20 protein-coding genes and 2 pseudogenes are annotated in these 25,101 nt (G+C 67.0%); 1 reads left to right on the top strand and 21 read right to left on the bottom strand.

Annotation, left to right across the window (positions count from 1 at the left end):
- Positions 1-136 precede the first annotated feature (136 nt).
- The 3 genes from ID132_RS13450 to ID132_RS02210 all read right to left on the bottom strand — a co-directional run bounded on the left by ID132_RS13450 (position 137) and on the right by ID132_RS02210 (position 3,516).
- Positions 137-508: an ABC transporter permease gene (locus ID132_RS13450; RefSeq protein WP_235988231.1), complete on the bottom strand. Its 372-nt coding sequence runs from the start codon at positions 506-508 to the stop codon at positions 137-139.
- A 477-nt stretch (positions 509-985) separates the two neighbouring features.
- Positions 986-1,921 (bottom strand): ABC transporter permease, encoded by a 936-nt coding sequence (locus ID132_RS02215; RefSeq protein WP_193127757.1) that lies wholly within the window; start codon positions 1,919-1,921, stop codon positions 986-988.
- A 2-nt stretch (positions 1,922-1,923) separates the two neighbouring features.
- A complete protein-coding gene (locus ID132_RS02210; RefSeq protein ID WP_125105768.1) occupies positions 1,924-3,516 on the bottom strand; it encodes an ABC transporter substrate-binding protein in 1,593 nt (530 codons plus the stop codon).
- A gap of 286 nt (positions 3,517-3,802) precedes the next feature.
- Here ID132_RS02210 and ID132_RS02205 point away from each other — a divergent pair, with 286 nt between their 5' ends.
- The gene (locus ID132_RS02205) at positions 3,803-4,393 is read left to right on the top strand and encodes a DUF3043 domain-containing protein (RefSeq protein WP_125105767.1); all 591 of its coding nucleotides are present in this window, start codon (positions 3,803-3,805) and stop codon (positions 4,391-4,393) included.
- Here the strand turns inward: ID132_RS02205 and ID132_RS02200 are convergent.
- The 18 genes and pseudogenes from ID132_RS02200 to ID132_RS02115 all read right to left on the bottom strand — a co-directional run bounded on the left by ID132_RS02200 (position 4,390) and on the right by ID132_RS02115 (position 25,084).
- A pseudogene (locus tag ID132_RS02200) lies at positions 4,390-5,371 on the bottom strand (quinone-dependent dihydroorotate dehydrogenase). The gene ID132_RS02205 and the pseudogene ID132_RS02200 overlap by 4 nt on opposite strands.
- 73 nt (positions 5,372-5,444) lie before the next feature.
- Positions 5,445-5,948: a transcriptional regulator NrdR gene (gene nrdR, locus ID132_RS02195; protein WP_193127756.1), complete on the bottom strand. Its 504-nt coding sequence runs from the start codon at positions 5,946-5,948 to the stop codon at positions 5,445-5,447.
- Positions 5,949-5,952: 4 nt separating this feature from the next.
- Positions 5,953-7,267: pseudogene (gene hisD, locus ID132_RS02190) on the bottom strand (histidinol dehydrogenase).
- A 53-nt stretch (positions 7,268-7,320) separates the two neighbouring features.
- Complete coding sequence (gene dnaE, locus ID132_RS02185) at positions 7,321-10,827, bottom strand: DNA polymerase III subunit alpha (protein WP_193127755.1); 3,507 nt, start codon at positions 10,825-10,827, stop codon at positions 7,321-7,323.
- Positions 10,828-10,860: 33 nt separating this feature from the next.
- Entirely contained in the window at positions 10,861-11,790 is a 930-nt protein-coding gene (locus ID132_RS02180; protein WP_125105762.1) for an RluA family pseudouridine synthase, read from the bottom strand.
- Positions 11,791-11,792: 2 nt separating this feature from the next.
- On the bottom strand, positions 11,793-12,371 hold the full coding sequence (gene lspA, locus ID132_RS02175; protein ID WP_241209061.1) for a signal peptidase II: 579 nt from the start codon (positions 12,369-12,371) through the stop codon (positions 11,793-11,795).
- 6 nt (positions 12,372-12,377) lie between these two features.
- A complete protein-coding gene (locus tag ID132_RS02170) occupies positions 12,378-13,166 on the bottom strand; it encodes a DivIVA domain-containing protein (RefSeq protein WP_193127754.1) in 789 nt (262 codons plus the stop codon).
- Between the two features lie 110 nt (positions 13,167-13,276).
- Positions 13,277-13,567: a YggT family protein gene (locus tag ID132_RS02165; RefSeq protein WP_125105760.1), complete on the bottom strand. Its 291-nt coding sequence runs from the start codon at positions 13,565-13,567 to the stop codon at positions 13,277-13,279.
- A 147-nt stretch (positions 13,568-13,714) separates the two neighbouring features.
- Positions 13,715-14,221, bottom strand: coding sequence for a cell division protein SepF (locus tag ID132_RS02160; RefSeq protein ID WP_125105759.1), 507 nt, complete (start codon positions 14,219-14,221; stop codon positions 13,715-13,717).
- A 31-nt stretch (positions 14,222-14,252) separates the two neighbouring features.
- Positions 14,253-14,846, bottom strand: a complete 594-nt coding sequence (locus tag ID132_RS02155; protein WP_328743566.1) for a YggS family pyridoxal phosphate-dependent enzyme — start codon at positions 14,844-14,846, stop codon at positions 14,253-14,255.
- Positions 14,847-14,962: 116 nt separating this feature from the next.
- Entirely contained in the window at positions 14,963-16,276 is a 1,314-nt protein-coding gene (gene ftsZ / locus ID132_RS02150; protein ID WP_193127753.1) for a cell division protein FtsZ, read from the bottom strand.
- A gap of 143 nt (positions 16,277-16,419) precedes the next feature.
- Complete coding sequence (locus ID132_RS02145; protein ID WP_164509672.1) at positions 16,420-17,235, bottom strand: cell division protein FtsQ/DivIB; 816 nt, start codon at positions 17,233-17,235, stop codon at positions 16,420-16,422.
- Complete coding sequence (murC, locus tag ID132_RS02140; protein ID WP_125105755.1) at positions 17,228-18,649, bottom strand: UDP-N-acetylmuramate--L-alanine ligase; 1,422 nt, start codon at positions 18,647-18,649, stop codon at positions 17,228-17,230. The genes ID132_RS02145 and murC overlap by 8 nt, the downstream gene beginning before the upstream one ends.
- A gap of 71 nt (positions 18,650-18,720) precedes the next feature.
- Positions 18,721-19,827, bottom strand: coding sequence for a UDP-N-acetylglucosamine--N-acetylmuramyl-(pentapeptide) pyrophosphoryl-undecaprenol N-acetylglucosamine transferase (locus ID132_RS02135; protein ID WP_125105754.1), 1,107 nt, complete (start codon positions 19,825-19,827; stop codon positions 18,721-18,723).
- The gene (gene ftsW / locus ID132_RS02130) at positions 19,824-21,083 is read right to left on the bottom strand and encodes a putative lipid II flippase FtsW (RefSeq protein ID WP_125105753.1); all 1,260 of its coding nucleotides are present in this window, start codon (positions 21,081-21,083) and stop codon (positions 19,824-19,826) included. The genes ID132_RS02135 and ftsW overlap by 4 nt, the downstream gene beginning before the upstream one ends.
- A complete protein-coding gene (gene murD, locus ID132_RS02125; protein WP_193127752.1) occupies positions 21,055-22,560 on the bottom strand; it encodes a UDP-N-acetylmuramoyl-L-alanine--D-glutamate ligase in 1,506 nt (501 codons plus the stop codon). Before murD ends, ftsW begins: the two co-directional genes overlap by 29 nt.
- Positions 22,560-23,669: a phospho-N-acetylmuramoyl-pentapeptide-transferase gene (gene mraY / locus ID132_RS02120; protein ID WP_125105751.1), complete on the bottom strand. Its 1,110-nt coding sequence runs from the start codon at positions 23,667-23,669 to the stop codon at positions 22,560-22,562. The genes murD and mraY overlap by 1 nt, the downstream gene beginning before the upstream one ends.
- A complete protein-coding gene (locus tag ID132_RS02115) occupies positions 23,666-25,084 on the bottom strand; it encodes a UDP-N-acetylmuramoyl-tripeptide--D-alanyl-D-alanine ligase (protein ID WP_193127751.1) in 1,419 nt (472 codons plus the stop codon). The genes mraY and ID132_RS02115 overlap by 4 nt, the downstream gene beginning before the upstream one ends.
- Positions 25,085-25,101: the final 17 nt, after the last annotated feature.

Below are 25,101 nucleotides of genomic sequence, written 5' to 3'. Positions count from 1 at the left end.
CCGACGATCGCGACGATCTCGCCGCGGTTGACCTCGAGGTCGATGCCCGCGACACCGGCGACATCGCCGCCGTCGGTCTGGTAATCGACGTGGAGCTGGCGTACCCGCAGCAGCGGCGTGGTTGTTGCAGTCGTCATCACTTACCTGCCCGTGCGATTCGGTTCGAAATGTAGGAGGCGGCGAGCACGACGATTGCGATCACGAGTCCCGGCAGCACCGTCAGCCACCAAGCGGTCGCCATGTAGTCCCGGCCGGCCGAGATCAGCGCGCCCCACTCGGGCACGTCTGGCGGCGCACCGAAGCCGAGGAAGCTCAGCGACGAGATGGCGAGCAGCGCGACGCCGAATTCGAGCGCGATGAGCGAGATCACCGGCGTGATTGAGTTCGGCAGGATGTGGCGCCAGAGCACGGTATACCAGCGGGCGCCGCTCATGAGCGCGGCCTCGACGTAAACGGCCTGCGCGTTCTGCAGCACCGACGAGCGCATGACGCGGGCGAAGGTCGCCATCGACGTGATTCCGACGGCCANCGCCGATCTCGACGATGCCGAAGCCGAGCGAGGCGACAATGGCGATCGAGAGGAGGATGGCGGGGATCGAAAGAAACACGTCGACGAGGCGCATGATCACCTCGTCGACCCAGCCGCGCAGGTAGCCCGCGAGCAGGCCGAGCACCGAGCCGACCCCGAAGCCGAGCCCGACCGCGAGTGCAGCCGCCGAGAGCGTCACCGAGGCGGCGTAGACGGTGCGGGCGTAAACATCTTGCCCGAGTTGGTTTGTGCCGAAGGGATGCGCGCCCGAGGGCGCCTGAAGCCGGTCGGCGGTGTCGACCGCAGCCGGGTCGGTCGCGGTGAACAGGCCGGGCCAGATGGCCCACGCGACGACGACGAGCACGATCAGCACGGCGACGCCGAGGCCAATATTGCCGGCGAGGCCGACCTTGCGGCGAGCGCCAGCGTTGCTGGTGACTTGGGTGAGCGAGGTCACTATGCCGCCACCTTTCCGGTCAGGGCGATTCGGCGGTCGATGAGCGGGGTCACGAGGTCGACGATGAGGTTGATCACGACGAACACGAGCGCCGCGATCGTGACGATCGCGAGTACGACCGAAATCTCGCTGCTCTCGACCGCGCCGATCAGCTCGCGGCCGAGGCCGTTGCGCGAGAACACCGTCTCGGTCACGACGGTGCCACCGAGCATGCCGGCGACGAGGATGCCGACCATGTTGAGGGAGGGCAACGCCGCGCCGCGCAGTGCGTGGCCGAACACGATGCGGGGGCGGGTGGCACCCTTCGCCCGCACCTGCTCGGCGTAGGCGCTCGCCATTTCGATGCGCAGGCTCGACGCGAGCACCTGGGCGAGGTACGCACCGGTCGTGATCGCGAGCGAGAGCGCAGGAAGCACGATCGAGGCGAACGTGCCGGTGTTGTAGGCGGGGAACCAGCCGAGGCCGAACGAGAACGCCTGCAGCAGCAAGAGGCCGAGCCAGAACGACGGCAGCGAGATCGCGATGGGCGGCAGCGCCGAGAGCAGCCCGCGCAGCCAGGCGGCGCGGGGGTACACCGAGGCGATGCCGACGACGAGGCCGATGATGAGCGCGAACACGAGCGCGACGCCGACGAGTTCGAGGGTGTTCGGCAGCGCGCGAGCGATGATCTGTGAGACGGGCTCACCAGTGCCGACGGTGACGCCGAAGTCACCGCGCACGGCACCGAACAGGGCCGCAACATACTGCACGTACCAGGGTCGGTTCAGGCCGAGCGCCTCTCGGCGGGCTTCGAGCGCCGCCGGGTCGGACGCATCCACGCCCGCGGCCGCGACCGCGTCGCCGGGGAGGAAGAAGAGGATGAGCCAGGCCGCGGTGAACGCGGCCCAGATGATGAGGACGCCGAAGCCGATGCGGCGCAGAAGGTAGGTCGCCATCGTTACTGCTCCGTCCAGGCGCTAGCGAAGTCGACGCGGCTCGAGGCGTCAAACGTGATGCCGTGCGTGGTCGGCGACGACACGATCGTGGTCGAGAGCTGCATGACCGGAATCACGGCGCCCTGCTCGAGGATGAGCGCGACGGCCTCGTCGACCGCCTCCTGCCGCTGCTCGGGGTCGGAGATCTCGTCGATGCGCTGGAGCGCCTCGTCGATGCTCGTGTCGGGGCGGTTTTCGTTGAAGAGCGCGTTCGGACCGATCAGGCTGCTCATCGCGCTCGGGTCGGCCCGGGTCGAGTTCACCCACCACAGGGCACGCGAGCCGTCCCCGATGGTGCCGGTCTGCTGCGCGACGGTGGTCTGCTTGAGCTGCATATCGACGCCGATGTCCTTGAATTGCTGCTGAATCAGCTGGAGCGCGTCGCCCGTCGGCTGCCAGTAGTCGAGGGTGAAGCTCAGTCGCTCGCCGTCCTTCTCGCGCACACCGTCGGCGCCGAGCTCCCAACCGGCCTCGTCGAGCAGCTGGTTCGCGAGGTCGACGTCATACGCAAACTCGTCGGAGACGTCGTTGTAGAGCGGCGTCGTGTCGCTGAGCACCGAGGTGGCCGGGCGGTCGTTCGGCGTGAGTAGCGAGTTGACGGCGTCGCGATCGATCGCGTGCATGAGCGCCTGGCGCACGGCCGGGTCTTTGCCCACCGTGCTGTCGAAGTTGACGAGGAAGCCGTAGACCTGGCCCGGGTTCGCCCGGTTGTTGAGCTCGAAGCCGCGCTCCGAGAAGATCTCCTGGTCGAGCGCCGAGATGTTGTTCGACGCCTGAATCTGGTTGCTCAGCAGCGTGCCCGTCAGGGTCGACGACTCAGGAATGACGGCGAAGCGAAGCTCCTCGAGGTAGGGCGCACCCTGGTTCTCGACGCTCGGCGGCGCCCAGGCGTAGTCCTTCCGACCCTTCAGCACGGCGATCGTGTCTGGCTCGTAGCGATCGAGGGCGAACGGGCCAGAGCCCGCGAAGTCGCCGGCGCAGCGGTCGGCCTGCGACTTCTTCGTCGACTCGGTTGAGATCATCCCGAGTGCCTGCGACGCGGAGGCCTGCAGGAAGTCGCCGCGGGGCGACGCAAAGGTGAGCTGCACCGTCATATCGTCGGGCGTCTCGACCGATTCGAGGCCGGTGGTGTACCGCGCGCCAAGCACCGCGACGGCACCCATTTCGAGGATGCTGTCGAAATTCGCCTTGACCGAGGCCGCATCGACCGGTGTGCCGTCGGAGTAGCTCGCGCCGTCGGCGAGGTGGAAAGTGAACTCGGTCGACTCGTCATTGATCTCCCACGAGCTTGCCAGCCACGGCTCAATCTCGCCCGTGTCGGGGTTCTGCCACGTCAGCGACGCCACGAGCGGCTTACTCATGACGATCGCGTCGTTCGACGAGACCTGTTGCGGGTCGATGCAGCCGAGGTCGTCGGGCAGTCCGTACACGAGCGTGCCACCCATCTGCGGTGTGGTGGCATCGCCGCTGCTCGTCGTCGTGGTGCTGGCCGCGCAGCCGGTAAGCGCGAGCACAGCTGCGGCGAGCATCGGAACGATGCGGATGCGCGAGGCCATAGAGCTCCTTGAGCGGGTTGGATCGGTTGCCTCGGAAACATATGCACGTGCACCAAAGCCCCCACGAACTTAGTGAACAGTGAGCCGATGTCTCGCAGCGCCACGATCCACGTCGTCACGATTCGTCACGTGTCGTCATTCCCCGTCACAGTCGCGATTCGCCGTTGTGCCGACGTCGACAGATTTGCTAATTGCGAACGTCGCGGCCGATTCTTGCGGGACCTGCGCCCGACGCATCCGCGTCGCTTAGAATTGGCGGATACCGCAGTCAACGTAGAAGGACACCATGGCGAAGAATTCGGCGAGCGAGCAGAACGTCCCCGAGTCGAGCGACGAGGCCGCTCAGGCCCCGGCCAAGAAGGGACCAACGCCGCGCCGTAGGGACGCCGAGGCGGCGAACTTCCGCCCGCTCGTGCCCGAGGACCGCAAGGAGGCTAAACGCCAGTCGAGGGCCAAGATGCAGGTCGAGCAGCAGAAGGCGCGCGAGGGCATGGCCCGGGGCGACGACCGCTACCTGCGCCCGAACGAGCGCGGTCCGCAGAAGCGCTACCTGCGCGACTTCATCGACGCGCGCATCACGCTCGGTGAGTGGCTCCTCCCCCTCATGTTCCTCGTGATCTTCGCCACATTCATTCCGCAGACGAACGCCGCAGTCTGGGCGATGATGTTCATCTGGGTCTACCTCGCGCTCTGCGTCGCCGAGGGTCTGCTCTACGGCGTAATGATTCGCCGCAAGGTGCGCGAGGTCGTCGGCGACGACAAGGCCGAAAAGGGCTTCCTCTTCCAAGCCATGGGCCGCAGCATGCAGATCCGCATGCTGCGCATGCCGAAGCCGCAGGTGAAGCGCTTCGACAAGGTCGAGTTCACCGGCCGCTAGCGCGCCAGCTCGCGGTTGATCGCCGCGGCCCACATCGGTCCCTCATAGAGGAACGCCGTGTAGCCCTGCACGAGCGTCGCCCCGGCGTCGAGCCTCGCGCGCACATCGCCGGCGCCAGTGACGCCGCCGACCGAGATGACGCANGAGGTCGTCGCCGAGCGCGGCCCGCACGAGGCGCAGCACTTCGAACGAGCGGTTCGCGAGCGGCGCCCCCGAAAGGCCGCCGGCGCCGTACGCCTCGACGACGCGGGCGGGGGCGCGCAGGCCAGCACGCGAGATCGTCGTGTTCGTCGCGACGACGCCCGCGAGCCCGACACGTCGCACGAGCTCGCCGATGCGCTGGATCGCGTCGTTCTCAAGGTCGGGCGCGATCTTGACGAGCAGGGGCACACCGTCGGCCGCATCGAGGGTCTCGCGCAGGATCGGCTCGAGCGCGTCAAGCTCCTGCAGACCGCGAAGGCCCGGAGTATTCGGCGACGACACGTTGATGACCAGGTAGTCGGCCTCGTCGCGCACGGCCTTCGCCGCGGCAACGTAGTCGGCGACCGCATCCTCATCACGTGTCAGCTTGTTCTTGCCGATGTTGACACCGACGATGGCACCGCGGTTGCGGCGCGCGCGCAGCGACGCCGCGGCCCCCTCGGCGCCGTCGTTGTTGAAGCCCATGCGGTTGATCAGGCCACGGTCGCGGGGCAGACGGTACATCCTCGGCTTCGGATTGCCCGGCTGCGCGAGCGGCGTCACGGTGCCCACCTCGACGTGGCCGAAGCCGAGCGCCGCGAGGCCGTCAACCATGTCGGCATTCTTGTCGAAGCCGGCCGCGAGGCCGAAGGGCGAGGGGAACTCGAGTCCGAGCGCGCTCGTGCGCAGCCGCGCATCCGGCTTGGTGAAGCGACCGAGCACCGCCGCGAGCGGTCGCAGCGACCCGATCCAGCGGATTACCGTGGCACCGAAGTGGTGGGCCTTCTCGGCATCCATGCGTCGAAAGACGCAGTTGAAGACAACGCGGTAACCGGCTCGAGCGAGTTGCAGTAGCACTGGGATTCCTTCGCTATTCGGACTGGTCGAGCGGCTCGCCGTCGACGGTCTCGTCGGAGTACTTCGGCACGATGTCGTCGTGCTTGAGGTGTTGGATCGCCTGCTCGAAGTCGTTCAGCGAGGCAAAGCCCTGATACACACTCGCGAAGCGGAGGTACGCGATGTCGTCGAGCTCGCGCAGGAACGGCAGGATCGCGAGGCCGATCTCGTTCGCCTCGACCTGCGAAGCGCCAGACTGCCGGATCGTCTCTTCGACCTTCTGCGCGAGCTGCGNGAGGTCGGCATCGGTGACCGGGCGGCCCTGGCACGCCTTGCGCACGCCCGACATCACCTTGTCACGCGAGAACGACTCGGCGACGCCTGAGCGCTTGATCACGCTGAGGCTCGCGGTCTCCAGCGTCGAGAAGCGGCGATTGCAGTTCGGGCACTGGCGACGACGACGAATCGCGTAGCCGTCATCGGTGGTGCGCGAGTCGATGACGCGCGAATCGGGGTGGCGACAGAAGGGGCAGTGCACGGCGCTACTCCCCCGTCGTCGCGCGGGCGGCGACCGCCGCGGCGTGGGCCGGCAGGTCTTCCGCGAGCGCCACCGCGCTGAGGCGATCGGCGACGTCGGCGAGCGCCGCGGCGTCGTAGCGAATGATCTGTTGGGCGCGCAGGAACGTGTAGGCGCCGAGGCCGGCCGAGTGCGCCGACTGGCCGCCTGTGGGCAGCACGTGGTTCGATCCGGCGATGTAGTCGCCGAGCGGCACGGGCGAGTTCGGGCCGAGGAAGATCGCGCCCGCGTTCGTGATGTTGTGCAGCGTCGCGTCGTCGTCGGCGGTGTGAAGTTCGAGGTGCTCGGGGCCGTAGACGTTCGACACGGCGCAGGCCGCGGGAAGGTCGTCGACGAGCACGATCGCCGACTGCTGGCCCGAGAGTGAGACGTTGACGCGCTCGGCGTGCTTGGTCGCGGCGGCGATGGCCGCGAGTTCGGTCGCCACCGCGTCGGCGAGAGTCTGGCTGTCGGTGACGAGCACGGCCGCGGCCAGCTCGTCGTGCTCGGCCTGGCTGAGCAGGTCGGCGGCGATGAGCCGCGGCTGCGCGGTCTCATCGGCGATGATGAGGATCTCGGTGGGGCNCGGCCTCGGCGTCGATGCCGACCTGGGCACTGACGGCCCGCTTCGCCGCCGCGACCCAGACATTCCCCGGGCCGGTGATGACGTTGACCGGCGCAAGGTCGAGCTCGGCGACACCGTAGGCGAGCGCGCCAATCGCGCCCGCGCCACCCATCGCATACACCTCGGTGACGCCGAGGATGCCCGCGGCGGCAAGGATGGTCGGGTGCGGCAGCCCGCCGAACTCGGCCTGCGCGGGCGAAGCGAGGGCGATCGACCGCACGCCAGCCGCCTGGGCGGGTACCACGTTCATGACAACGCTCGAGGGGTACACGGCCTTACCGCCGGGTACGTAGAGCCCGACGCGGTCGACCGGCTGCCACCGCTGCTCGATGATGGCGCCGTTCCCGAGTTCGGTGCGCGCGGGCGGCGGCACCTGGGCCGCCGATCCGAGCCGCACGCGGCGAATCATTTCGTCGAGCCCGGCACGCACCTGCGCATCGAGCCCCGCGACGGCGTCATCAATGGCCTGCTGCGGCACCCGGAGGTGCTCAGGGCGCACCCCATCGAACTTCTCGGCCTGCTCGCGCAGCGCATCCGCCCCATGCTCGCGCACGTCTTGGATGAGCTGGGTCGCGCCGGCGAGCGCACGGCTCACGTCGACCTCGGGGCGGGGCAGGGCGTCGCGCAGCTGCGCGGCCGAAAGGTCGCGGCCGCGCAGGTCAATGAGCTGGATCATAGTGACCCCATTCTAATGACGAGCGCGCGGTGCCCCGCACCCCGAACCCGTCGCTAGCTGACCGAGCCGGGGCCGAGCAGTGCAGCGAGCTCCGAGTAGATCGCCGACCCGAGCGACACCCGGTGCGGCAGCTCGAACACGCGCACCGATTGCTGCGTCTCGAGGTGCAGGCGCACCTCCGACTCGCCTATGTTGCGGCGCAGGAGTTCATCTAGTTCGGTCACGACCGTCTCGGTCGCCCGCACATCGGGCAGCGTCAGGGTGAGCGGCGGGTTGTCGCCGACCGACAGGTGCGGCACCGTGATTCCCTGCGCCGTGATGTTGATGCCGTCGTCGCGGTGCTGCGCCCGGCCACGAATCACGGCGATCGTGTCGCTCTCGAGCTGATCGCGGTATTCGAGGTAGGTCTTGCCGAGGAACATGACGGTGATCTCGCCGCCGAAGTCCTCGAGCGAGACGAGGCCGTACGGGTTGCCCGAGTTGCGCGCCACGCGGTGCTGCACCGTCGTAATGAGCCCGGCGATCTGCACCTGCTCGCCATCGCGTACCTCGGTGTCGCCGACGAGGTCGAGGATCGGCGTGGCCGAGAGCTTCGACAGCTCGACCTCAAGCCCCTTGAGCGGATGGTCAGATACGTAGAGGCCGAGCATGTCCCGCTCGAAGGCGAGCTTGTCCTTGCGCGTGAACTCTGGGCGCTCCGGCACCACCTGCTCTTCTTCCTCGAACTCCATGAGCCCCGCGAAGAGGTCGACCTGGCCATGGGCCTCGTTGCGCTTGCGGCTTACGGCCGCGTCGATCGCGTCCTCGTGAATCTCGAGCAGCGCGCGGCGCGTCGGGCCCATCGTGTCGAAGGCACCTGCTTTGATGAGCGATTCGACGGTGCGCTTGTTCGCGACCGAGATCGGCACCTTCTTGAGGAAGTCGTGGAACGAGGTGAAGTCACCCTGGTCCTCGCGCGCCTTGATGATCTNGGCGACGACCTGCTCGCCCACGTTCCGCACGGCGCCGAGGCCGAAGCGGATGTCGTGGCCGACAGCGCGGAAGCGCAGGGTCGACTCGTTCACGTCGGGCTGCAGCACCTGGATGCGCATGCGGCGGCACTCGTTGAGGTACTCGGCGAGCTTGTCGCGCGAGTCACCCACCGAGGTGAGCAGGCCGGCCATGTACTCGGGCGCGTAGTGCGTCTTGAGGAACGCGGTCCAGTACGAGATCACGCCGTACGCGGCCGAGTGCGCCTTGTTGAACGCGTAGTCCGAGAACGGCAGCAGGATGTCCCAGAGCGCCTTCACGGCCGCATCCGAGAAGCCGTTCTGATTCATGCCCTCCGAGAAGATCGCGAACTGCTTGTCGAGCTCGGACTTCTTCTTTTTACCCATCGCGCGACGCAGTAGGTCGGCCTGGCCGAGCGTGTAGCCAGCGACCTTCTGCGCGATCGCCATCACCTGCTCCTGGTAGATGATGAGGCCGTACGACTCCGAGAGGATGTCGGCGAGCGGCTCTTCGAGCTCGGGATGGATCGGCGTGATCGGCTGCTGGCCGTTCTTGCGCATCGCGTAGTTCGTGTGCGAGTTCGCGCCCATGGGACCGGGGCGGTACAGCGCGATGGTCGCCGAAACGTCGTCGAAGTTGTCGGGGCGCATGAGGCGCAGCAACGAGCGCAGGCCGTTGCCATCGAGCTGGAACACGCCGAGCGTGTCGCCGCGGCTCAGGAGTTCGTACGTCGCCTTGTCGTTGAGTTCGAGGGTCTCGAGGTCGATCGTCTCGCCGCGGTTCTGCGTGATGTTCTCGAGCGCATCCGAGATGATCGTGAGGTTGCGCAGCCCGAGGAAGTCCATCTTGATCAGGCCGAGCGACTCGCACGAGGGGTAGTCGAACTGCGTGACGATCTGGCCGTCCTGCTCACGCTTCATGAGCGGGATCACGTCGATGATCGGCTGCGATGACATGATCACGCCGGCCGCGTGCACACCCCACTGGCGCTTCAGGCCCTCGATGCCCTTCGCGGTCTCGAACGCCTTCTGGAAGTCGGGGTTCGACTCGATGACGGCACGCATCTCCCCCGCTTCCTTGTAGCGCGGGTGCGTCGTGTCGTAGACACCGGCGAGCGGGATGTCCTTGCCCATAATCGCCTCGGGCATCGCCTTCGTGAGTTGGTCGCCGACCGAGAAGGGGTAGCCGAGCACGCGCGAGGCATCCTTTAGCGCCTGCTTCGACTTGATCGTGCCGTACGTAACGATCTGCGCGACGTACTCGTCGCCGTACTTTTCGGTGACGTAGTGGATCACCTCGGAGCGGCGACGGTCGTCAAAGTCGATATCGAAGTCGGGCATCGAGACGCGGTCGGGGTTGAGGAAGCGCTCGAAGATCAGGCCGTGCTCGAGCGGGTCGAGGTCGGTAATGCGCATCGCGTAGGCGCACATCGAGCCGGCGCCCGAGCCGCGGCCCGGGCCGACGCGCACGCCGTTCTGCTTCGCCCACTGGATGTAGTCGGCAACAACGAGGAAGTAACCCGGGAAGCCCATCTGGGTGATGATGCCGATCTCGTAGTCGGCCTGCTTGCGCACGTCATCGGGGATCGTGTCGCCGTAGCGGTAGTGCAGGCCGCGGTCGACCTCTTTCACGAACCACGTCGCCTCGGTCTCGCCCTCGGGTACCGGGAACGCGGGCATGTAGTTTGCCTCTTCGTCGAAGGCGGCCGAGCAGCGCTCGGCGATCAGGAGGGTGTTGTCGCAGCCCTCAGGGAACTCGCGGAACTGGTGCCGCATCTCCTCGGCGGTCTTGAGGTAGTACCCCTCGCCGTCGAACTTGAAGCGATTCGGGTCGTCGAGGGTCGAACCCGACTGCACGCAGAGCAGCGCCGAGTGTGCGACGGCGTCTTCCTTGTGCGTGTAGTGGAGGTCGTTCGTGATGACCATCGGCAGGTCCATGTGGTCGCGCAGCTTGAGCAGGTCATCGCGCACCCGGCGCTCGACGCCGACCCCGTGGTCCATGAACTCGAGGAAGAAGTTGTCCTTGCCGAAGATATCGCGGAACTCCCCCGCGGCCTCGACCGCCGCATCCCACTGCCCTAGCCGCAGACGCGTCTGCACCTCGCCCGAGGGGCAACCCGTCGTCGCGATGACGCCCTTGGCGTAGCGCTGCAGCAGCTCACGGTCCATGCGCGGCTTAAAGTACTGCCCCTCAATCGACGCGTACGACGAAAGTCGGAATAGGTTGTGCATGCCCTCGGTGGTCTCGGAAAGCATCGTCATGTGGGTGTAAGCGCCACCACCCGAGACGTCGTCACCGCCGCCGTTGCCCCAACGCACGCGCGAGCGGTCTGAACGGTGTGTGCCCGGCGTGAGGTACGCCTCGGTGCCGATGATCGGCTTAATGTCGTAGCGCTTCGCTGTGCGGAAGAACTCGTACGCCGAGAACATGTTGCCGTGGTCGGTTGTGGCGATCGCCGGCATACCGAGTTCGGCCGCGCGTTTGATCATGTCCTCAATCTTCGCCGCGCCGTCGAGCATCGAATACTCGGTGTGGTTGTGCAGGTGAACGAACGAGTCTGATGCCGCCACGGTGTTCCTCCAAGCTCTTGCGAAGCCTCGAGTCTACTCGGGCTGACCTGCCCGGAGGAGTTCGAGGGCATGTTGCAGATCGGCCGGATACTCCGAGCTGAACTCGACGTAGCCGCCACGCTCGGGATGCTCGAAACCGAGTTTCACGGCGTGCAGCCACTGCCGCTCGAGGCCCAGCGCGGCCGCGAGCTTCGGGTCGCCGCCGTACAGTGGGTCGCCCATGCACGGGTGGTGCTGAGCCGACGTGTGCACGCGGATCTGGTGTGTGCGGCCCGTCTCGAGGTGCACTTCGATGAGCGAGCCGCGGCGGAACGCCTCAAGCGTCTCATAGTGGGTAATTGACGGCTTGCCGCCAGCGACCACCGCGAACTTCCAGCTCGAGCCGGGATGCCGGCCGATCGGCGCGTCGATCGTGCCCGAGAGCGGATCGAGCAGCCCCTGCACGACCGCGTGATACGTCTTGTCGACGGTGCGGTCGCGGAACGCCTGCTTGAGCACCGAGTAGGCGCGCTCGGTCTTCGCCACGACCATCAGGCCGCTCGTACCGACGTCGAGGCGGTGCACGATGCCCTGGCGCTCCGGCTGCCCAGAGGTCGAGATGCGGAAGCCCGCCGCAGCGAGCGCGCCGAGCACAGTCGGGCCAGTCCAACCCACCGAGGGATGCGCGGCGACGCCGACCGGCTTCATCACCACGACGAAGCTCGTCTCGTCGTGGACAATCTCGAGCTCGGGCACCTCGATCGGCTCAACCTGGAGGGGCCGCTCGGGTTCCCACTCGACGTCGAGCATCGCGCCGGCCCGCAGGCGGTCCGATTTGCCGACGACCCGGCCATCCAGGCGCACCGTGCCCCGATCTGCGATCGCTGCAACGCGCGAACGGCTGAGCCCGAGGAGCTTCGAGACCCCGGCATCCACCCGCTCGCCGTCGAGGCCATCGGGCACCGGAAGCATGCGTGATTCCATGCCTAGGCTCGTGTGCTTCCGTCGGGCGTCGACTCGACGTCATCCGCCGGCTCGTCGTCGCTGCGCCTGCGACGACGACCGTCAAGGCCGACGTCGAGAATCGTGAGCAGCACGAACAGGCACATCCCCACGACCACGCCGATGTCGGCGACGTTGTAGATCGCCGGCATCATCCACGGCGTCGAGATGAAGTCGACGACGTGTCCCTCACCGAACGACGGCGGCCGAAACAGTCGATCCACGAGGTTGCCGAGCGCACCGCCGAGCACGAGGCCGAACACGAGCGCCCACCACTTCGACTGGATGCGCCGGGCGAGCACGACGATGACGACGACGACCGCGGTGGCCACGACCGTGAGGATCCATGTCATGTCGGCGATCATCGAGAAGGCCGCACCAGGGTTGCGCACGAAATACCACTGCAGGGCGCTGCCGAGCACCGGCACGACCTCGCCTTCCGTCAGGTTGGTTTCGACGAGGTGCTTGGTGAATTGGTCGAGGGAAAACCAAACAACAGCGATTCCGGCCAGGAGTGTAAGGACTCCTGGCCGGACTCGCCGTTTGGGGAATTCATCGCTCACGCGGTGCTAGTTCTTCGCCTCGCCACCGTCGAGCTCGTTGCTTGAAGCAGTGAATTCTTCGAGCTGACCCTCGATGTAGCTGCGCAGCTGCGTGCGGTAGCTCGCCTCGAAGCCGCGCAACTCTTCGATGCGCTCCTCGAGTCGGCTCTTCGTGTTCTCAAGGCTCGTCGTGATCTCGCGCTCGCGGGTCTCCGCATTCGTGATCAGCGTCTTCGCCTTGTTTTCAGCCTCGCTCACCAGGCGGTTCGCGTTGGTCTGCGAGTCCTGAGTGCGCTTAGTCGCGGCGGCCTCGGCCTCCTGAACAAGCTTGGTCGCGACCGCTTCGGCGTCGGCCTTGCGCTTCTTCGCCTCGGCCTCGGCATCAGCAACGAGCTTCGACGCCTTCGTCTCGGCTTCCTTGATGAGCTGATCGCGGGTGCGAGTACCTTCGGCGATGTGCTCGTCATGGAGCCGACGGGCAAGGGCAAGGAGCGAAGAGCTCGACGCTGCCTCGTCTTCGCCAGCGCCGAGCGCGGCGGCAGGTGCAGCGGCCTGAGCTGCGGGAGCCGGAGCCGCGGGGGCCTCCTGCTTGGCCGGTGCCTCGGGTTGGGCCTGCGCTGCCGCCGCGGGTGCGGACGCACCCTCCGACTGCAGTCGCTCGTTTTCAGTGCGCAGTTCGTCGTTCTCGGCGATCAGGCGACGCAGTTCAACAACAACTTCATCAAGGAAGTCGTCTACTTCGTCCTGGTCGTATCCCTCCCGGAACTTCGTCTGCTGAAAACGCTTATTGACCACGTCTTCCGGAGTCAGTGCCATTTCCGACCCTTTCGTTTCGACAAGAAGTTTGGTACCGATCACACTACGGTACTTGTGCCACGTTCGTCACATTCCCTAGCGGTGAACCCGTCCACGATAGCGGGCAAGTCTTAGAAGAAGATGCTCCGCACGACGATCGAGAGCACGCTCAGCGCGATGATCACGACGATCCAGGCGAGGTCGAGCGCGACAGGACCAACCCGCACCGGCTTGATCCAGCGGCGCACGAACTTCAGCGGTGGATCGGTCAGCGTGTAGACGAATTCGGCCAGCAACAGCACGAAGCCGCGCGGCCGGAAGCTCGGCACGAGCACAACCACCCAATCGAGGATGAGCCGCGCCCACATGACGAAGTTGTAGAGCTGCAGGGCGATCAGCAGGATCGTGCCAATGAGAGCCAAAGGGGGCGCGCTTTCTGTGAGGTTCAAGCGGTCGGGCGAGCGACCACCTAGTTATTCTGCCAGGCTCTGGGAAAACAGCCATCGGCGGCGCACCGTATTCGGTGCACCGCCGAGGTGATCACACCTGGAGGCCCGAGGCCCTACCGCCTAGGCGAAGAAGGTCGGGTCGTCGTTGCGAACGTGCTGCTCGTCACCGTGCACGTTGACGTGCTCGGGCGTGAGCAGGAACACGCGGTTCGTGACGCGCTCGATACGACCGTTGAGACCCTGGGTGAGGCCCGACGCGAAGTCGATGATGCGGCGCGCGTCGGCGTCGGTCATCTGCGAGAGGTTCATGATGACGGGCACGCCGTCGCGGAAGCTCTCGGCGATGAGCTGGGCGTCCTTGTCGTAGGCCTTCGGGTGGACGGTGAGGATTTCGTTCATCTCTCCAACTGCTGTGGTCGAGGGCTTCGGAGCTGGCGCGGGGGTCATCGTCGGCTTGATCGGCGTCACGGGGGCCGAGAACTCTTCCTCCTGCACCGCCTCGACGCGGTCGGTCTGCACGGCCCCCGGCGCCGGTGCCGGGCGTGCGGATGCGGTCGTCGCAGTGGTCTCTTCCTGCTCCTCGGCGAGGCCGAGGTAGACCATGGCATTGCGAAGGGGGTTAGCCATTGTTGCCTCCTGTGATTGGTGTTACTCCACGTTATTGCTGGCCGGACCGTTTTCCGGTGATTGCCTCGCCGATTCGCAGGTGTGTTGCTCCCTGTGAAATTGCTGAATGGAAGTCGTGAGACATGCCCATCGACAGCCAATCTGCGTCGGGCGCGAGGGTGCGGATGCGCTCCGAAGTTTCGCGCGCCTGCGCGAACGCGGCCTCGGGCTCCATGTCGATCGGGGCGACGGTCATCACGCCGCGAAGCCGCAGCGTGTGAGTTGCGAGGATGCGCTCGGCGAGCGACTCAGCCTCGGTCAGCGGCACGCCTCCGCGGCTCGTGTCGCCATCGATCGAGAGCTGAATCGTCACATCGACCGTCACGTCCTCGAGCTTCCCGAGGGCCTCGACGAGGTCCTCGCGGTCGATGGACTCGATGACGTCGGCGTAGCGCGCGACCTGCCGGGCCTTGTTGCGTTGGAGCTGTCCGATGAAGTGCAGCTGGGCGTCCGCCACCTCGTGGGCAACCTCGGCCTTGAGCCGCGATTCTGGGTGGCGGTTCTCACCGAAGTCACGCACGCCGAGCTCAGCAAGGGCGCGCACGATTTCGGGGTCGTGGAACTTCGTGACAGCGACGAGCGTGATCTGTTCCGCAGAGCGGCCGGCTGCGTCCGCGGCAGCAGAAATGCNGTCTCGAGACGGTGCGCGAGCTCTGCGTCACTCCCCCACGAGGGCGAAACGGGCGTAGTGGTCACGACGATCTAGCGCAGAAAGTCGGGGATGTCGAGGTCGTTCTCGTCCTCACCGTACGAGGCGTCGGCATAGGGCGACTCGGTCTGGCGCGGCGAGATGGTCGGCGCCTCGGCGGTCGACCACGCGGGGCTCTCGCCGAGACGCGGGGCCGCCTCTTCAGCGGGCTTGCGCTCGGCCGGCTGCTCGGTCGAGCCTGCCGCGTTGGCCGAGTTCGAGGCGTTGGTCGAGGCGTTGGTCGAGGCGTAGGCCGGTGCCTGCGGCTCCTCCTGCTTCGCCGACTGGTTGCGCGCGGTGGCCTCTTCGAGCGAGGGCAGCGGGCTCGGCGCCGACTTCGGGATCTCTGCCTCGTCGAGCGGACGGGGCTGGCCACCGTCGAAGCCGGCGGCGATGACCGTCACGCGCACCTCGTCGCCGAGAGTGTCGTCAACCGCGGTACCGAGAATAATGTTCGCGCCCTCGTGCACGGCGTCGCGTACGAGCTGCGCGGCCTCGGCGACCTCGAACATGCCGAGGTTCGAGCCACCCTGCACCGACAGGAGCACGCCGTGCGCGCCCTCGATCGAGGCTTCAAGCAGCGGCGACGCGACCGCGAGTTCGGCGGCCTTCACCGAGCGGTCAGCGCCGCGCGAGGTACCAATACCCATGAGGGCCGAACCGGCACCCTGCATGACCGACTTCACGTCGGCGAAGTCGACGTTGATCACGCCCGGATTGGTGATGAGATCGGTGATGCCCTGCACACCGGCGAGGAGCACCTGGTCGGCTGTGGCGAACGCCTCGAGCATGGAGATGCCGCGGTCGCTGATCGCGAGCAGGCGGTCGTTCGGCACGACGATGAGCGCGTCGACCTGCTCCTTGAGCGCGGCGACGCCGTGTTCGGCCTGGTCGGCGCGGCGACGACCCTCGAACGAGAACGGCTTCGTGACGACACCGATGGTGAGAGCGCCGAGCGACTTCGCGATGCGCGCGACGACGGGCGCACCACCCGTACCGGTGCCGCCACCCTCACCGGCGGTGACGAAGACCATGTCGGCGCCGGTGAGCGCCTCCTCGATCTCCTCAACGTGGTCTTCGGCGGCGCGACGGCCAATCTCCGGGTCGGCGCCGGCGCCGAGGCCACGGGTAAGTTCGCGGCCGACGTCGAGCTTGACGTCGGCGTCCGACATCAGCAGCGCCTGCGCGTCAGTGTTGATCGCGATGAACTCAACGCCGCGCAGACCGATGTCGATCATTCGGTTCACGGCATTCACGCCACCGCCACCAACGCCGACGACCTTGATTACGGCGAGGTAGTTGTTCGTTGCTGCACTGGTGTTCGACACGTGAGCGGCCCCTTTGTCGTGGTCGTGTTGGGCGGGATTTCGAGAGCAACCCTAGAAGCGGGAATTGCGCCCGCACCCCAGGCATGCCGGGCGTGTTGCCCAGGTGGCCCAAATCGCTTCAACCCCGGGTTGAAGCTTTCCGCCTAGTGGGTGACCGGCGTGTCGGGACTCGAAACGTCGTACGACGAGATGCCGACGTCCTGTGTCGCAGTGATCAACGAGGTGAGCACCTGCGCCTTGCGCTGCGAGTCCTCAGCGCTACCCCACGTCACGGTCGCGCCGCTCGTGAGGTGCAGCACGACACTTTCGGACGAGGATGCGGTGATCTTTGCGACCTGCGCACGGAAGTCGCTCGGTAGCGCGAGCGACACGCGCCCCGCAGCCAGGAAAGCCTCGGAGCCGAGCGAGCCGGCATCCATCACCGGCAGCGTGAGCTCCTCGTCGGGCGCGCCCTCGCCGCCGACCTGCCAGAGTACGACGCCGGCCGCGTCAACAACGGCCTCGCCCGCATCGTGCTCATACCGGCCGATGGGCTCGCGTTCAACGAGCTGCACGACGAGCGTCGAGGGTGGTGTGCGCTGCACGGTGTAGCTCTGCACGAGCACGAACTCCTCGAGCAGCGCCTCAACGTCGGCGTTCGACACCTGCGCGAGCGGTTTCCCCTCGAGCGGCGCAAGCGCCTCCTGCACAGCCGCGGGGTCGAGTCGTGAGGTGCCCTCGACCTCGATCGTGCGCACGCTCATGAGCGGTGTAAACACCGCGACGAGGACAAACGCGATAAGCAGGGCGAACGAGCTCAGCCCGATGAGCCAGCCGCGGCGTCGAGCGACGCGCCGGCGGGTAAATCGACGCACCTCGGCGCGATCATGGCGACGCCGAGCGAGGCTCGCGCGCCAGACGGCGCCGATGCCACCGCGACGACGCGCGCCGCCCTGGTCCTCTGGAGTGCCGCTAGTCACGCCCGCTTCCATCTGCGTCGCGCTCACGCAGCGCGTCGAGCAGCTGCGGCACGATGCGGTACACATTGCCGCAGCCGAGGGTGATGACGTAGTCGCCGGGTTCGGCGACGCGGGCAACAGCCTGCGCCGCGTCACTCCAGTCGGGCTGGTATTCGACGAGGCTTGCGTCGCTGAATGCCTCCGACACGAGCGCGCCCGTGACGCCCGGCACCGGGTCTTCGCGGGCGCCGTCGACATCGAGCACGATCGTGTGGTCGGCCAGGCGCTCGTAGACTTCGGCGAACACATCGCTCATGGCCTGCGTGCGCGAGAACAGGTGCGGCTGGTGCACTGCGATGATGCGGCCCTCACCCACGACGGTGCGCGCCGCTGAGAGCGCCGCCTCGACCTCAGCCGGGTGGTGGGCGTAGTCGTCGTAGACGCGAACGCCGTCGACCTCGCCCTGGAGGTCAAAGCGCCGCTTTGTGCCGCCGAAGGCGCGCAGGGATGCTGCGGCAGCCTCGAGCGTGAAGCCGAGGTGAAGCAGCACGGCAAGGGCACCTGCGGCGTTGAGGGCGTTGTGGCGGCCGGGCACCGCAAGCTGCGCGGGCACTGTCATGCCGTTGGCGGTGAGGTCAAACGCGACCCCGCCGTCGGCCGTGGTGATGTTCGTGACGCGAACATCGTTGTGCTCGCCTTCACCAAAGCGCACCACGTGGGGGTGCTCGAGCTTCGCGGTGATTTCAACCGCGAGTCGATCGTCGCCCGAGACGATGACGGCCTCGTTCGCCCGGTTCGCGAACTGCACGAACGCCGCTTCGAAGGCCTCCTCGGTGCCGTAGTGGTCGAGATGGTCGTTGTCGACGTTGGTGATGAGCGCGATCGAGGTGTCGTAGAAGAGGAACGAGCCGTCGGACTCGTCGGCCTCCACGATGAACTCGCGGTCGGCCCCGAGGTGCTCATTCGTGCCGAGCGAGCTAATGACGCCACCGTTGACGAAGCTCGGGTCGGCCCCGAGTTCGAGCAGGGAGCTTGCGATCATGCCCGTCGACGTGGTCTTGCCGTGCGCCCCGGCGACGGCGACCACGCGCGCGGCGCGAGTCAACCAGACCAGCGCCTGCGAGCGGTGCAGGATGTTCAGGCCGCGTTCGCGCGCGAGCACGAGCTCCGGGTTGTCAGGCCAAAGCGCCGAGGTGACGACGACGGTGTCAACCGACTCGTCGAGGTTCGCGGCGTCGTGCCCGATCGAGACCGTCGCGCCAGCCTGCGCGAGCTTCTCGGTGTAGTCGTTGCCCGAGCGATCGGAGCCCGAGACGGTGACGCCGCGCTGCAGGAACATCGTGGCGATGCCGCTCATGCCAGAGCCGCCGATGCCGATGAAGTGGGCGTGACGAATCACCTCAGGAATCTGTGCGTTCGCGTCGGGGCTAATCACGGTGCTTCTCCTTCAAGGCGACGCTCGAATCGCGCCGCCGCCAGCGTTTCAGGATAGTCGGCTCGGCCAAATTAGGCTCGGGCGCCACGCGCCGCATCCGCGACGGCCGCGTCGATCATGGCGAGCAGCTGCTCGGCCGCATCCCTGGCACCGAGTTGGCCCGCTCGGCGACCGAACTCGGTGCGCCGCGCGGCATCGGCCAACACGGGCAGGAGCTCGCCCTCGACGCGCGCCGGGAGGAACTCGCCGTCGGCAATGGTCATGGCGGCGTTCGCCTCGAGCAGGGTCGCGATGTTCTTCGCCTGCTCGCCGTTGCCGACGGCATATGGCACATAGAGCGCGGGCAAGCCAACGGCCGACAGCTCGGAGACCGTCGAGGAGCCGGCTCGAGTGACGATGAAGTCGGCAGCCGCGAACGCGAGGTCCATGCGGTCGCAGTATTCGACGACGTGGTAGTGCGGCAGCTGTGGGTCGTCGAATGGCGAGAGCCGGCCGACGATGTGCACGACCTGCCAGGCGTCGTCGCCGTGCGCCCCGCCAACGAGCTTCGGGCCGAGCTCGCGTATGGTCTCGTTGATGCGCTTCGCGCCCTGCGAGCCGCCCGTCACGACAAGGGTGCGTCGCTCGGCGTCGAGCCCGAAGTAGTCGATCGCCTCGGCACGGCTCGCCTCGCGGTCGAGCTCGGCGATCTCGCGCCGCAGCGGCATACCGAGGGCTTTCGCCCCGGCGAGGGGCGTGTTCGGAAACACCACGGCGACGCCCGCGGCCCACTTAGCTCCGAGGCGGTTCGCCAGCCCAGGGATGGCGTTCGCCTCGTGCACGATCACGGGAACGCGCTTGCGGGCCGCGACATACGCGGGAGTGGAGGCGAAGCCGCCGAAGCCGACCACAACATCCACCCCGCGGTCGCGGATAATTTCGCGCACCTGCCGTACGGCGCGCTGGAATCGCACGGGGAACTTCACCGCGGCCCCGTTGAGCCGGCGAGGGAACGGCACCTTGTCGATCGTGAGTAGCTCGTAGCCGCGTTCGGGCACGAGCCGCGTCTCGAGGCCCTCCTTGGTGCCCAGCACGAGCACCGTCGCGTCGGGATGCGCTGCGCGGATACTGTCGGCCGTGGCGAGCAGCGGGTTGACATGGCCGGCGGTGCCTCCGCCCGCGAGCAGGTATGTGGTCATGCCCTTGGTGCCTTTCGTGACGACGGCCGCGAGCTCGCGGAGCCGGAGGATGGTTTGGGGTTCGCTGCGGCCTGCCGCTTCGCGTTGTCCTTCGCGACCGAGAGCACGAGGCCGACCGAGAACAGCGAAGTGATGAGGGCCGAGCCGCCGGAGCTCAACAGCGGCAATGGCACGCCAAGTACCGGCAGGAGTCCGAGCACGACGGCGATGTTGACGAACGCCTGGAAGATGAACCAGACGAGCACGCCGCCGACGAGCGTGCGGCCCGCCACGTTGTCGGTCTCGCGCCAGATGCGCAGCAGCACGACCGCCAGTGCCGCAAAGAGCAGAATCACCGCGAGGGCGCCAATGAGGCCGAATTCCTCGCCGATGATCGCGAAGATGAAGTCGTTGTCAGCCTCGGGGAGCCACGACCATTTCGCCGTCGAGTTGCCGAGCCCGACACCGAAGATGCCGCCGCTCGCGAGGGCGAAGAAGCCGTGCGAGGTTTGCCAGCAGAGGCCCTCGTAGTCGCACGAGCCGTCGAAGAAGCTCGTGATGCGGGCGACTCGGTTGGGTGAGACAACCGCCATCGTCACGGCGCCGACAACGGCGAACAGCGTCGCACCGATGATGTAGCGGGCGCGCAGGCCACCGAACCAAAGCGCGCCAAGCACGAGGGCTCCGATCACCATGACGGTGCCGAGGTCCTTGCCGAGCAGCGCGAGCAGGATCACAACGCCGACCGGCAGCCCGATCGGTACGATCACCTCTTTCAGCTGCGTCAGCTTGTCACCCTTGCGAGCGATGATCATGCCGAGCCACATGACGAGCGCGACCTTCGCGAACTCGGCGGGCTGCACCGTCGTGGGTCCGAGGTCGAGCCACGAGCGGTTGCCGTTGATCTCGGTGCCGAGCGGGGTGAACACGAGGGCCTGCATGACCACGGCAACACCGAGCGCGAGCCAGGCGAACGAGCCGGTCCAAAACTGCAGCGGCACGCGCGACGCGATCCACATGAGCGGCAGGCCAATTGCGGCGAAGATGAGCTGCTTGAGGAACTTCGTCGAGAACGTGTTCCCCGCTGCGAACTCCTCGACTGCCGAGCTCGACAACACCATGATGAGGCCGAAGGCCACGAGCACAAGGATGATGCCGAGCAGCAGCGTCGCGTTGAGGTTCGCGGGGTGCTCGCTCGAGAAGAGCTTGATGCGGTAGGCCGAGCCGCTCGTCGCGGCCCCCGTCGCGTTACGCTTCGTCGCCTGGGGTTGCGGCATCCTGGCCTGCTCCCCCCTGCGCGATGCGCTCTACTGCCGCGCGGAACTTGTCGCCGCGGTCGCCATAACTGTCGAACTGATCCATGGATGCCGCCGCCGGTGCGAGTAGCACGGTGTCGCCGTCCTGTGCCACTTCGGCGGCGCGACGAACGACCTCCGACATGACCTCACTAGTTTCGCGCACGTCGATCTCAATGAGCGGCACGGCGGGCGCGTGTTGCTCGAACGCCTCGCGCACAGCATGCCGATCGACGCCGATAATGACCGCGGCACGCAGGCGGGCCGCGTGCGCGGCCACGAGCGGCGAGATGTCGACGCCCTTGAGCAGGCCGCCGACCACCCAGATCACCGAGCGATAGGCCGACAGTGAGGCCTCAGCCGCGTGCGTGTTCGTCGCCTTCGAGTCGTCGACCCACATGACGCCGGCCTCGTGGAGCACGAGCTCGTTGCGGTGCTGGTCGGGCGTGAACGTGATGATCGCCTCGCGAATCGCCGCCGGCTCGATGCCGTAGGAGCGCGCGAGCGCGGCCGCCGCGAGCACGTCCTCGACGAGGTGACGCGCGCCGAGGTTGCGGGCCCGGAGGTCGTCGAGGGTTGCGAGCTCGAGCGCCGAGTTGCGGCGGTCGTCGAGGAAAGCCCGGTCGACGAGGAGCCCGTCAACCACACCGAAGTTGCTCGGCGCTGGTACGTCGACGCCAAAGCCGATGGCGCGAGCCCCGTCGATCACGTCGGCCTGCTCGACGAGCCGCTCGGTCTCTGGGTCGCCGAGGTTGTACACACACGCCTGCTGCGTGCGGTCGTAGGCCCGACCCTTCGCCGCCCGATACGCGTCGAAGCTGCCGTGCCAATCGAGGTGGTCTTCGGCGATGTTGAGCACAACGCTCGACCATGGCGAAACGGTGTGGGTGTAGTGCAGTTGGTAGCTCGAGATTTCGACGACGAGGACCTCGAAGCCCTCGGGGTCGCGCACCGCGTCGAGCACAGGGATGCCGATGTTGCCGGCCGGCGCGACGCGCACACCGCCGCGAGCCACCATGTGTGCGGTGAGTTGCGTTGTCGTGGTCTTCCCGTTCGTACCGGTGACGAGCAGCCACTGCGAGGGCGTACCGGTCTTGTCGCGCAGGCGCCAGGCGAGCTCAATGTCGCCCCACACCGGCAGTCCCTGCGCTTCAGCCCAGCGCAGCAGCGCGTGGTGCGGCGCGTAGCCGGGCGAGGTGACCACCAGCTCGGGGGCGAAGTCGACGAGTTCGCTCGGCACCGCATCCTGCTGCGGAGCGAGCACGAGCGGAACGTTCAGCACCTGAAGGATGCGCTCGCGATCGTCGTCGGGCTTGCCTGCGATGACGAGCACGTCGGCGCCGAGTTCGGCGAGCGTGTCGGCCACGGCGAACCCGGTCATCCCGAGGCCAAACACAGCAACCTTGAGGCCGCTCCAGTCGTGATGCCAGCTGGTCAGTGCGTCGGTGCGCGCGCTCATTATTCGACCATCCCGCTCGCGAGCGACCACTCGGCGTAGAAGATCGCGAGGCCCGCAACGGCGAAGAGCCCGGCGACGATCCAGAACCGCACGACGACGGTCTGCTCTGCCCAGCCCTTGAGCTCGTAGTGGTGGTGGATCGGGCTCATCAAGAAAATGCGCTTGCCGCCCGTGGCCTTGAAGTAGAGACGCTGCACGATGACCGAGCCGGTGTCGATGACGAAGAGGCCGCCGATGATGACGAGCAGGAGCTCGGTGCGGGTAATGATCGCGAACGCGGCGAGCGCGCCGCCGAGAGCCAGCGAACCGGTGTCGCCCATGAAGAGCTTCGCCGGCGAGGTGTTCCACCAGAGGAACCCGATGAGGGCACCGACAATGGCGGCCGCGACGATGGTCATGTCGAGCGGCGCGTAGACCTCGTAGCACGCGCCCGCGACCTGATTCGAGAGGCGGTCGCTGCCGCACAGCTGGTTGAACTGCCAGTAGCCGATGATGCCGTAGGTGCCGATCGCGCAGATCGACGCGCCGGTCGCGAGCCCGTCGAGGCCGTCGGTGACGTTGACCGCGTTCGAGGCCGACGTGGTGATGGCGACAATCCAGATGACGACGAGGATCGTGCCCGCAACGACGCCGAGCGCCATGAAGTCGATGCCGGTGTCGCGGATCACCGACACCTCGCTCGAGATGAGGGGGACGCCGAGCTCGTTCGTCACCTGCAGGCCGATGAGGGCGAACAGCGCCGCGACGATGACCTGACCGGCGATCTTCTGCCAACCGCCGAGGCCGAGCGATTGATGCTTGCGCACCTTGAGGAAGTCGTCGATGAAACCGACGAGCCCGTGGCCGACCATCATGAACAGCACGAGCAAGCCCGCGGCGGTCGGCTGCGTCTGTGTGACGAGCACCGCGAAGAAGTAGGCCACCAGGGTGGCGAGCACGAAGACGATGCCACCCATGGTCGGGGTACCGCGCTTCGCGTAATGCTCCTTCGGACCATCCTCGCGAACGTACTGACCCCACCGAAGCTTGTTAAATAGCCGGATAAACACCGGCGTGAGCGTCAGCGTAAACAGCATCCCGACCGCGCCGGCGATGAGGATTGCAATCACGAGATACGTCCCTTCACATATTCTCCGAGTCGGTCAGCGAGCTTCATGAGCCCCGCGGAGTTCGATGACTTCACCAGCACGAGGTCGCCGTCGCGCAGCTCACTCGTAAGCAGCTCGTATGCGGCATCGGCATCTTCGGTGAATGAAGCCTCATTATTCCAGCTCCCCTGCGCGATCGCGGCGAGGTAGAGCGGCCTGGCGTCACGCCCAACTACAACGATTCGGTCAATGTTGAGTCGAACCGCGAGTTCGCCGAGCTTGTCGTGCTCAGTCACGGCATACTCGCCGAGCTCCGACATCGGTCCAAGCACGGCGACCGTGCGCTGCCCCTCGGCCGCAATCTNCGCGAGCGTGCGCAGGGCCGCCGACATCGAGTTCGGGTTCGCGTTATAGGCGTCGTTGATGACCGTGAGCGGCTCACGCGTGAGCACCTCCATGCGTCCCCGCTCCGCGCGCGTCACCTCGCGAAGCACCGCGGCGACCTCGGCCGCCGACACGCCTTCGACGTGCGCGGCCGCTGCGGCGGCGAGCGCGTTCATGACGTGGTGTTCGCCGATGACCGGGAAGTGAATCTGCTCAGGCTCTTCCCCCGGCACGCGCAGCGTGAAGCGGGTGCCGTCGCCGGCAACGCTCACGTCATCAGCGCGCACCTCGGCGTTCGCGCCCCGGCCGAACCAGACGACGCGGCCCGGTGCCTTCGCGGCCATCCGCGCAACGCGGGGGTCATCGGCGTTGAGAACCGCGACACCGTCGGCGCCGAGCGCCTCGACCATTTCCGACTTCGCCCGCTCGACGTTGTCGATGCCGCCAAACTCGCCGGCGTGGGCGAGGCCCACCATGAGCACGATGCCCACGTCGGGTCGCGCCATCTTCGCGAGCCGTTCGATGTGGCCGAGGCCGCTCGCGCCCATCTCGGCGACGAGCCAGTCGGTCTCTTCCGTCACCTCGAGGAAGGTGGTGGGTGCCCCGACCTCGTTGTTGAACGAGCCGATCGGCGCAACGACGTTGCCCCGGCGCGCGAACGTCTCGCGCAGCAGGTTCTTCGTCGTGGTTTTGCCGTTCGAGCCGGTCACCGCGACGACGCGCAGGCGGCCGAGGGCCCGCACCCGCGCGACCACCTCGGTGGCGAGGGCACCGAGCGCGAGCACCGTATCGGCGACGACAACCTGCGGCACGTCAAGGTCGAGTTCGTGTTCGACGATGAGCAGGGCCGCGCCGTTCTCGACCGCGGCGGGCGCAAACAGGTGGCCGTCGGTGACCTCGCCCGGCTTCGCGAAGAAGATGTCGCCTGGGGTGATCTTGCGCGAGTCGGTGTCGCTGAGGCCGCGCACGGTCGTCGCCTCGGTCGCGTCGCCGCGCAGCACCAGCGTGCCCGCGGTCGCGGACGCGATTTCCGCGAGGGTCATTGCAATCATGGTTTGGGCCTTTGTAG

The sequence above is a fragment of the Gulosibacter sediminis genome (genome assembly GCF_014904065.1).
Lineage (GTDB): Bacteria > Actinomycetota > Actinomycetes > Actinomycetales > Microbacteriaceae > Gulosibacter > Gulosibacter sediminis.
Note: the sequence above shows the minus strand (reverse complement) of the source record. Positions and strands in the feature narration are given on the sequence as shown.

Bases quoted from the DNA above. Each gene is read 5' to 3' on its own strand.
- ID132_RS02205 (WP_125105767.1), top strand. From the start codon at position 3,803: ATGGCGAAGAATTCGGCGAGCGAGCAGAACGTCCCCGAGTCGAGCGAC.
- ID132_RS02210 (WP_125105768.1), bottom strand. From the start codon at position 3,516: ATGGCCTCGCGCATCCGCATCGTTCCGATGCTCGCCGCAGCTGTGCTC.
- ID132_RS02160 (WP_125105759.1), bottom strand. From the start codon at position 14,221: ATGGCTAACCCCCTTCGCAATGCCATGGTCTACCTCGGCCTCGCCGAG.
- ID132_RS02135 (WP_125105754.1), bottom strand. From the start codon at position 19,827: ATGACCACATACCTGCTCGCGGGCGGAGGCACCGCCGGCCATGTCAAC.
- murD (WP_193127752.1), bottom strand. From the start codon at position 22,560: ATGAGCGCGCGCACCGACGCACTGACCAGCTGGCATCACGACTGGAGC.
- ID132_RS02170 (WP_193127754.1), bottom strand. From the start codon at position 13,166: ATGGCACTGACTCCGGAAGACGTGGTCAATAAGCGTTTTCAGCAGACG.
- ID132_RS02180 (WP_125105762.1), bottom strand. From the start codon at position 11,790: ATGGAATCACGCATGCTTCCGGTGCCCGATGGCCTCGACGGCGAGCGG.
- ftsW (WP_125105753.1), bottom strand. From the start codon at position 21,083: ATGCCGCAACCCCAGGCGACGAAGCGTAACGCGACGGGGGCCGCGACG.
- ID132_RS13450 (WP_235988231.1), bottom strand. From the start codon at position 508: ATGGCGACCTTCGCCCGCGTCATGCGCTCGTCGGTGCTGCAGAACGCG.
- ID132_RS02215 (WP_193127757.1), bottom strand. From the start codon at position 1,921: ATGGCGACCTACCTTCTGCGCCGCATCGGCTTCGGCGTCCTCATCATC.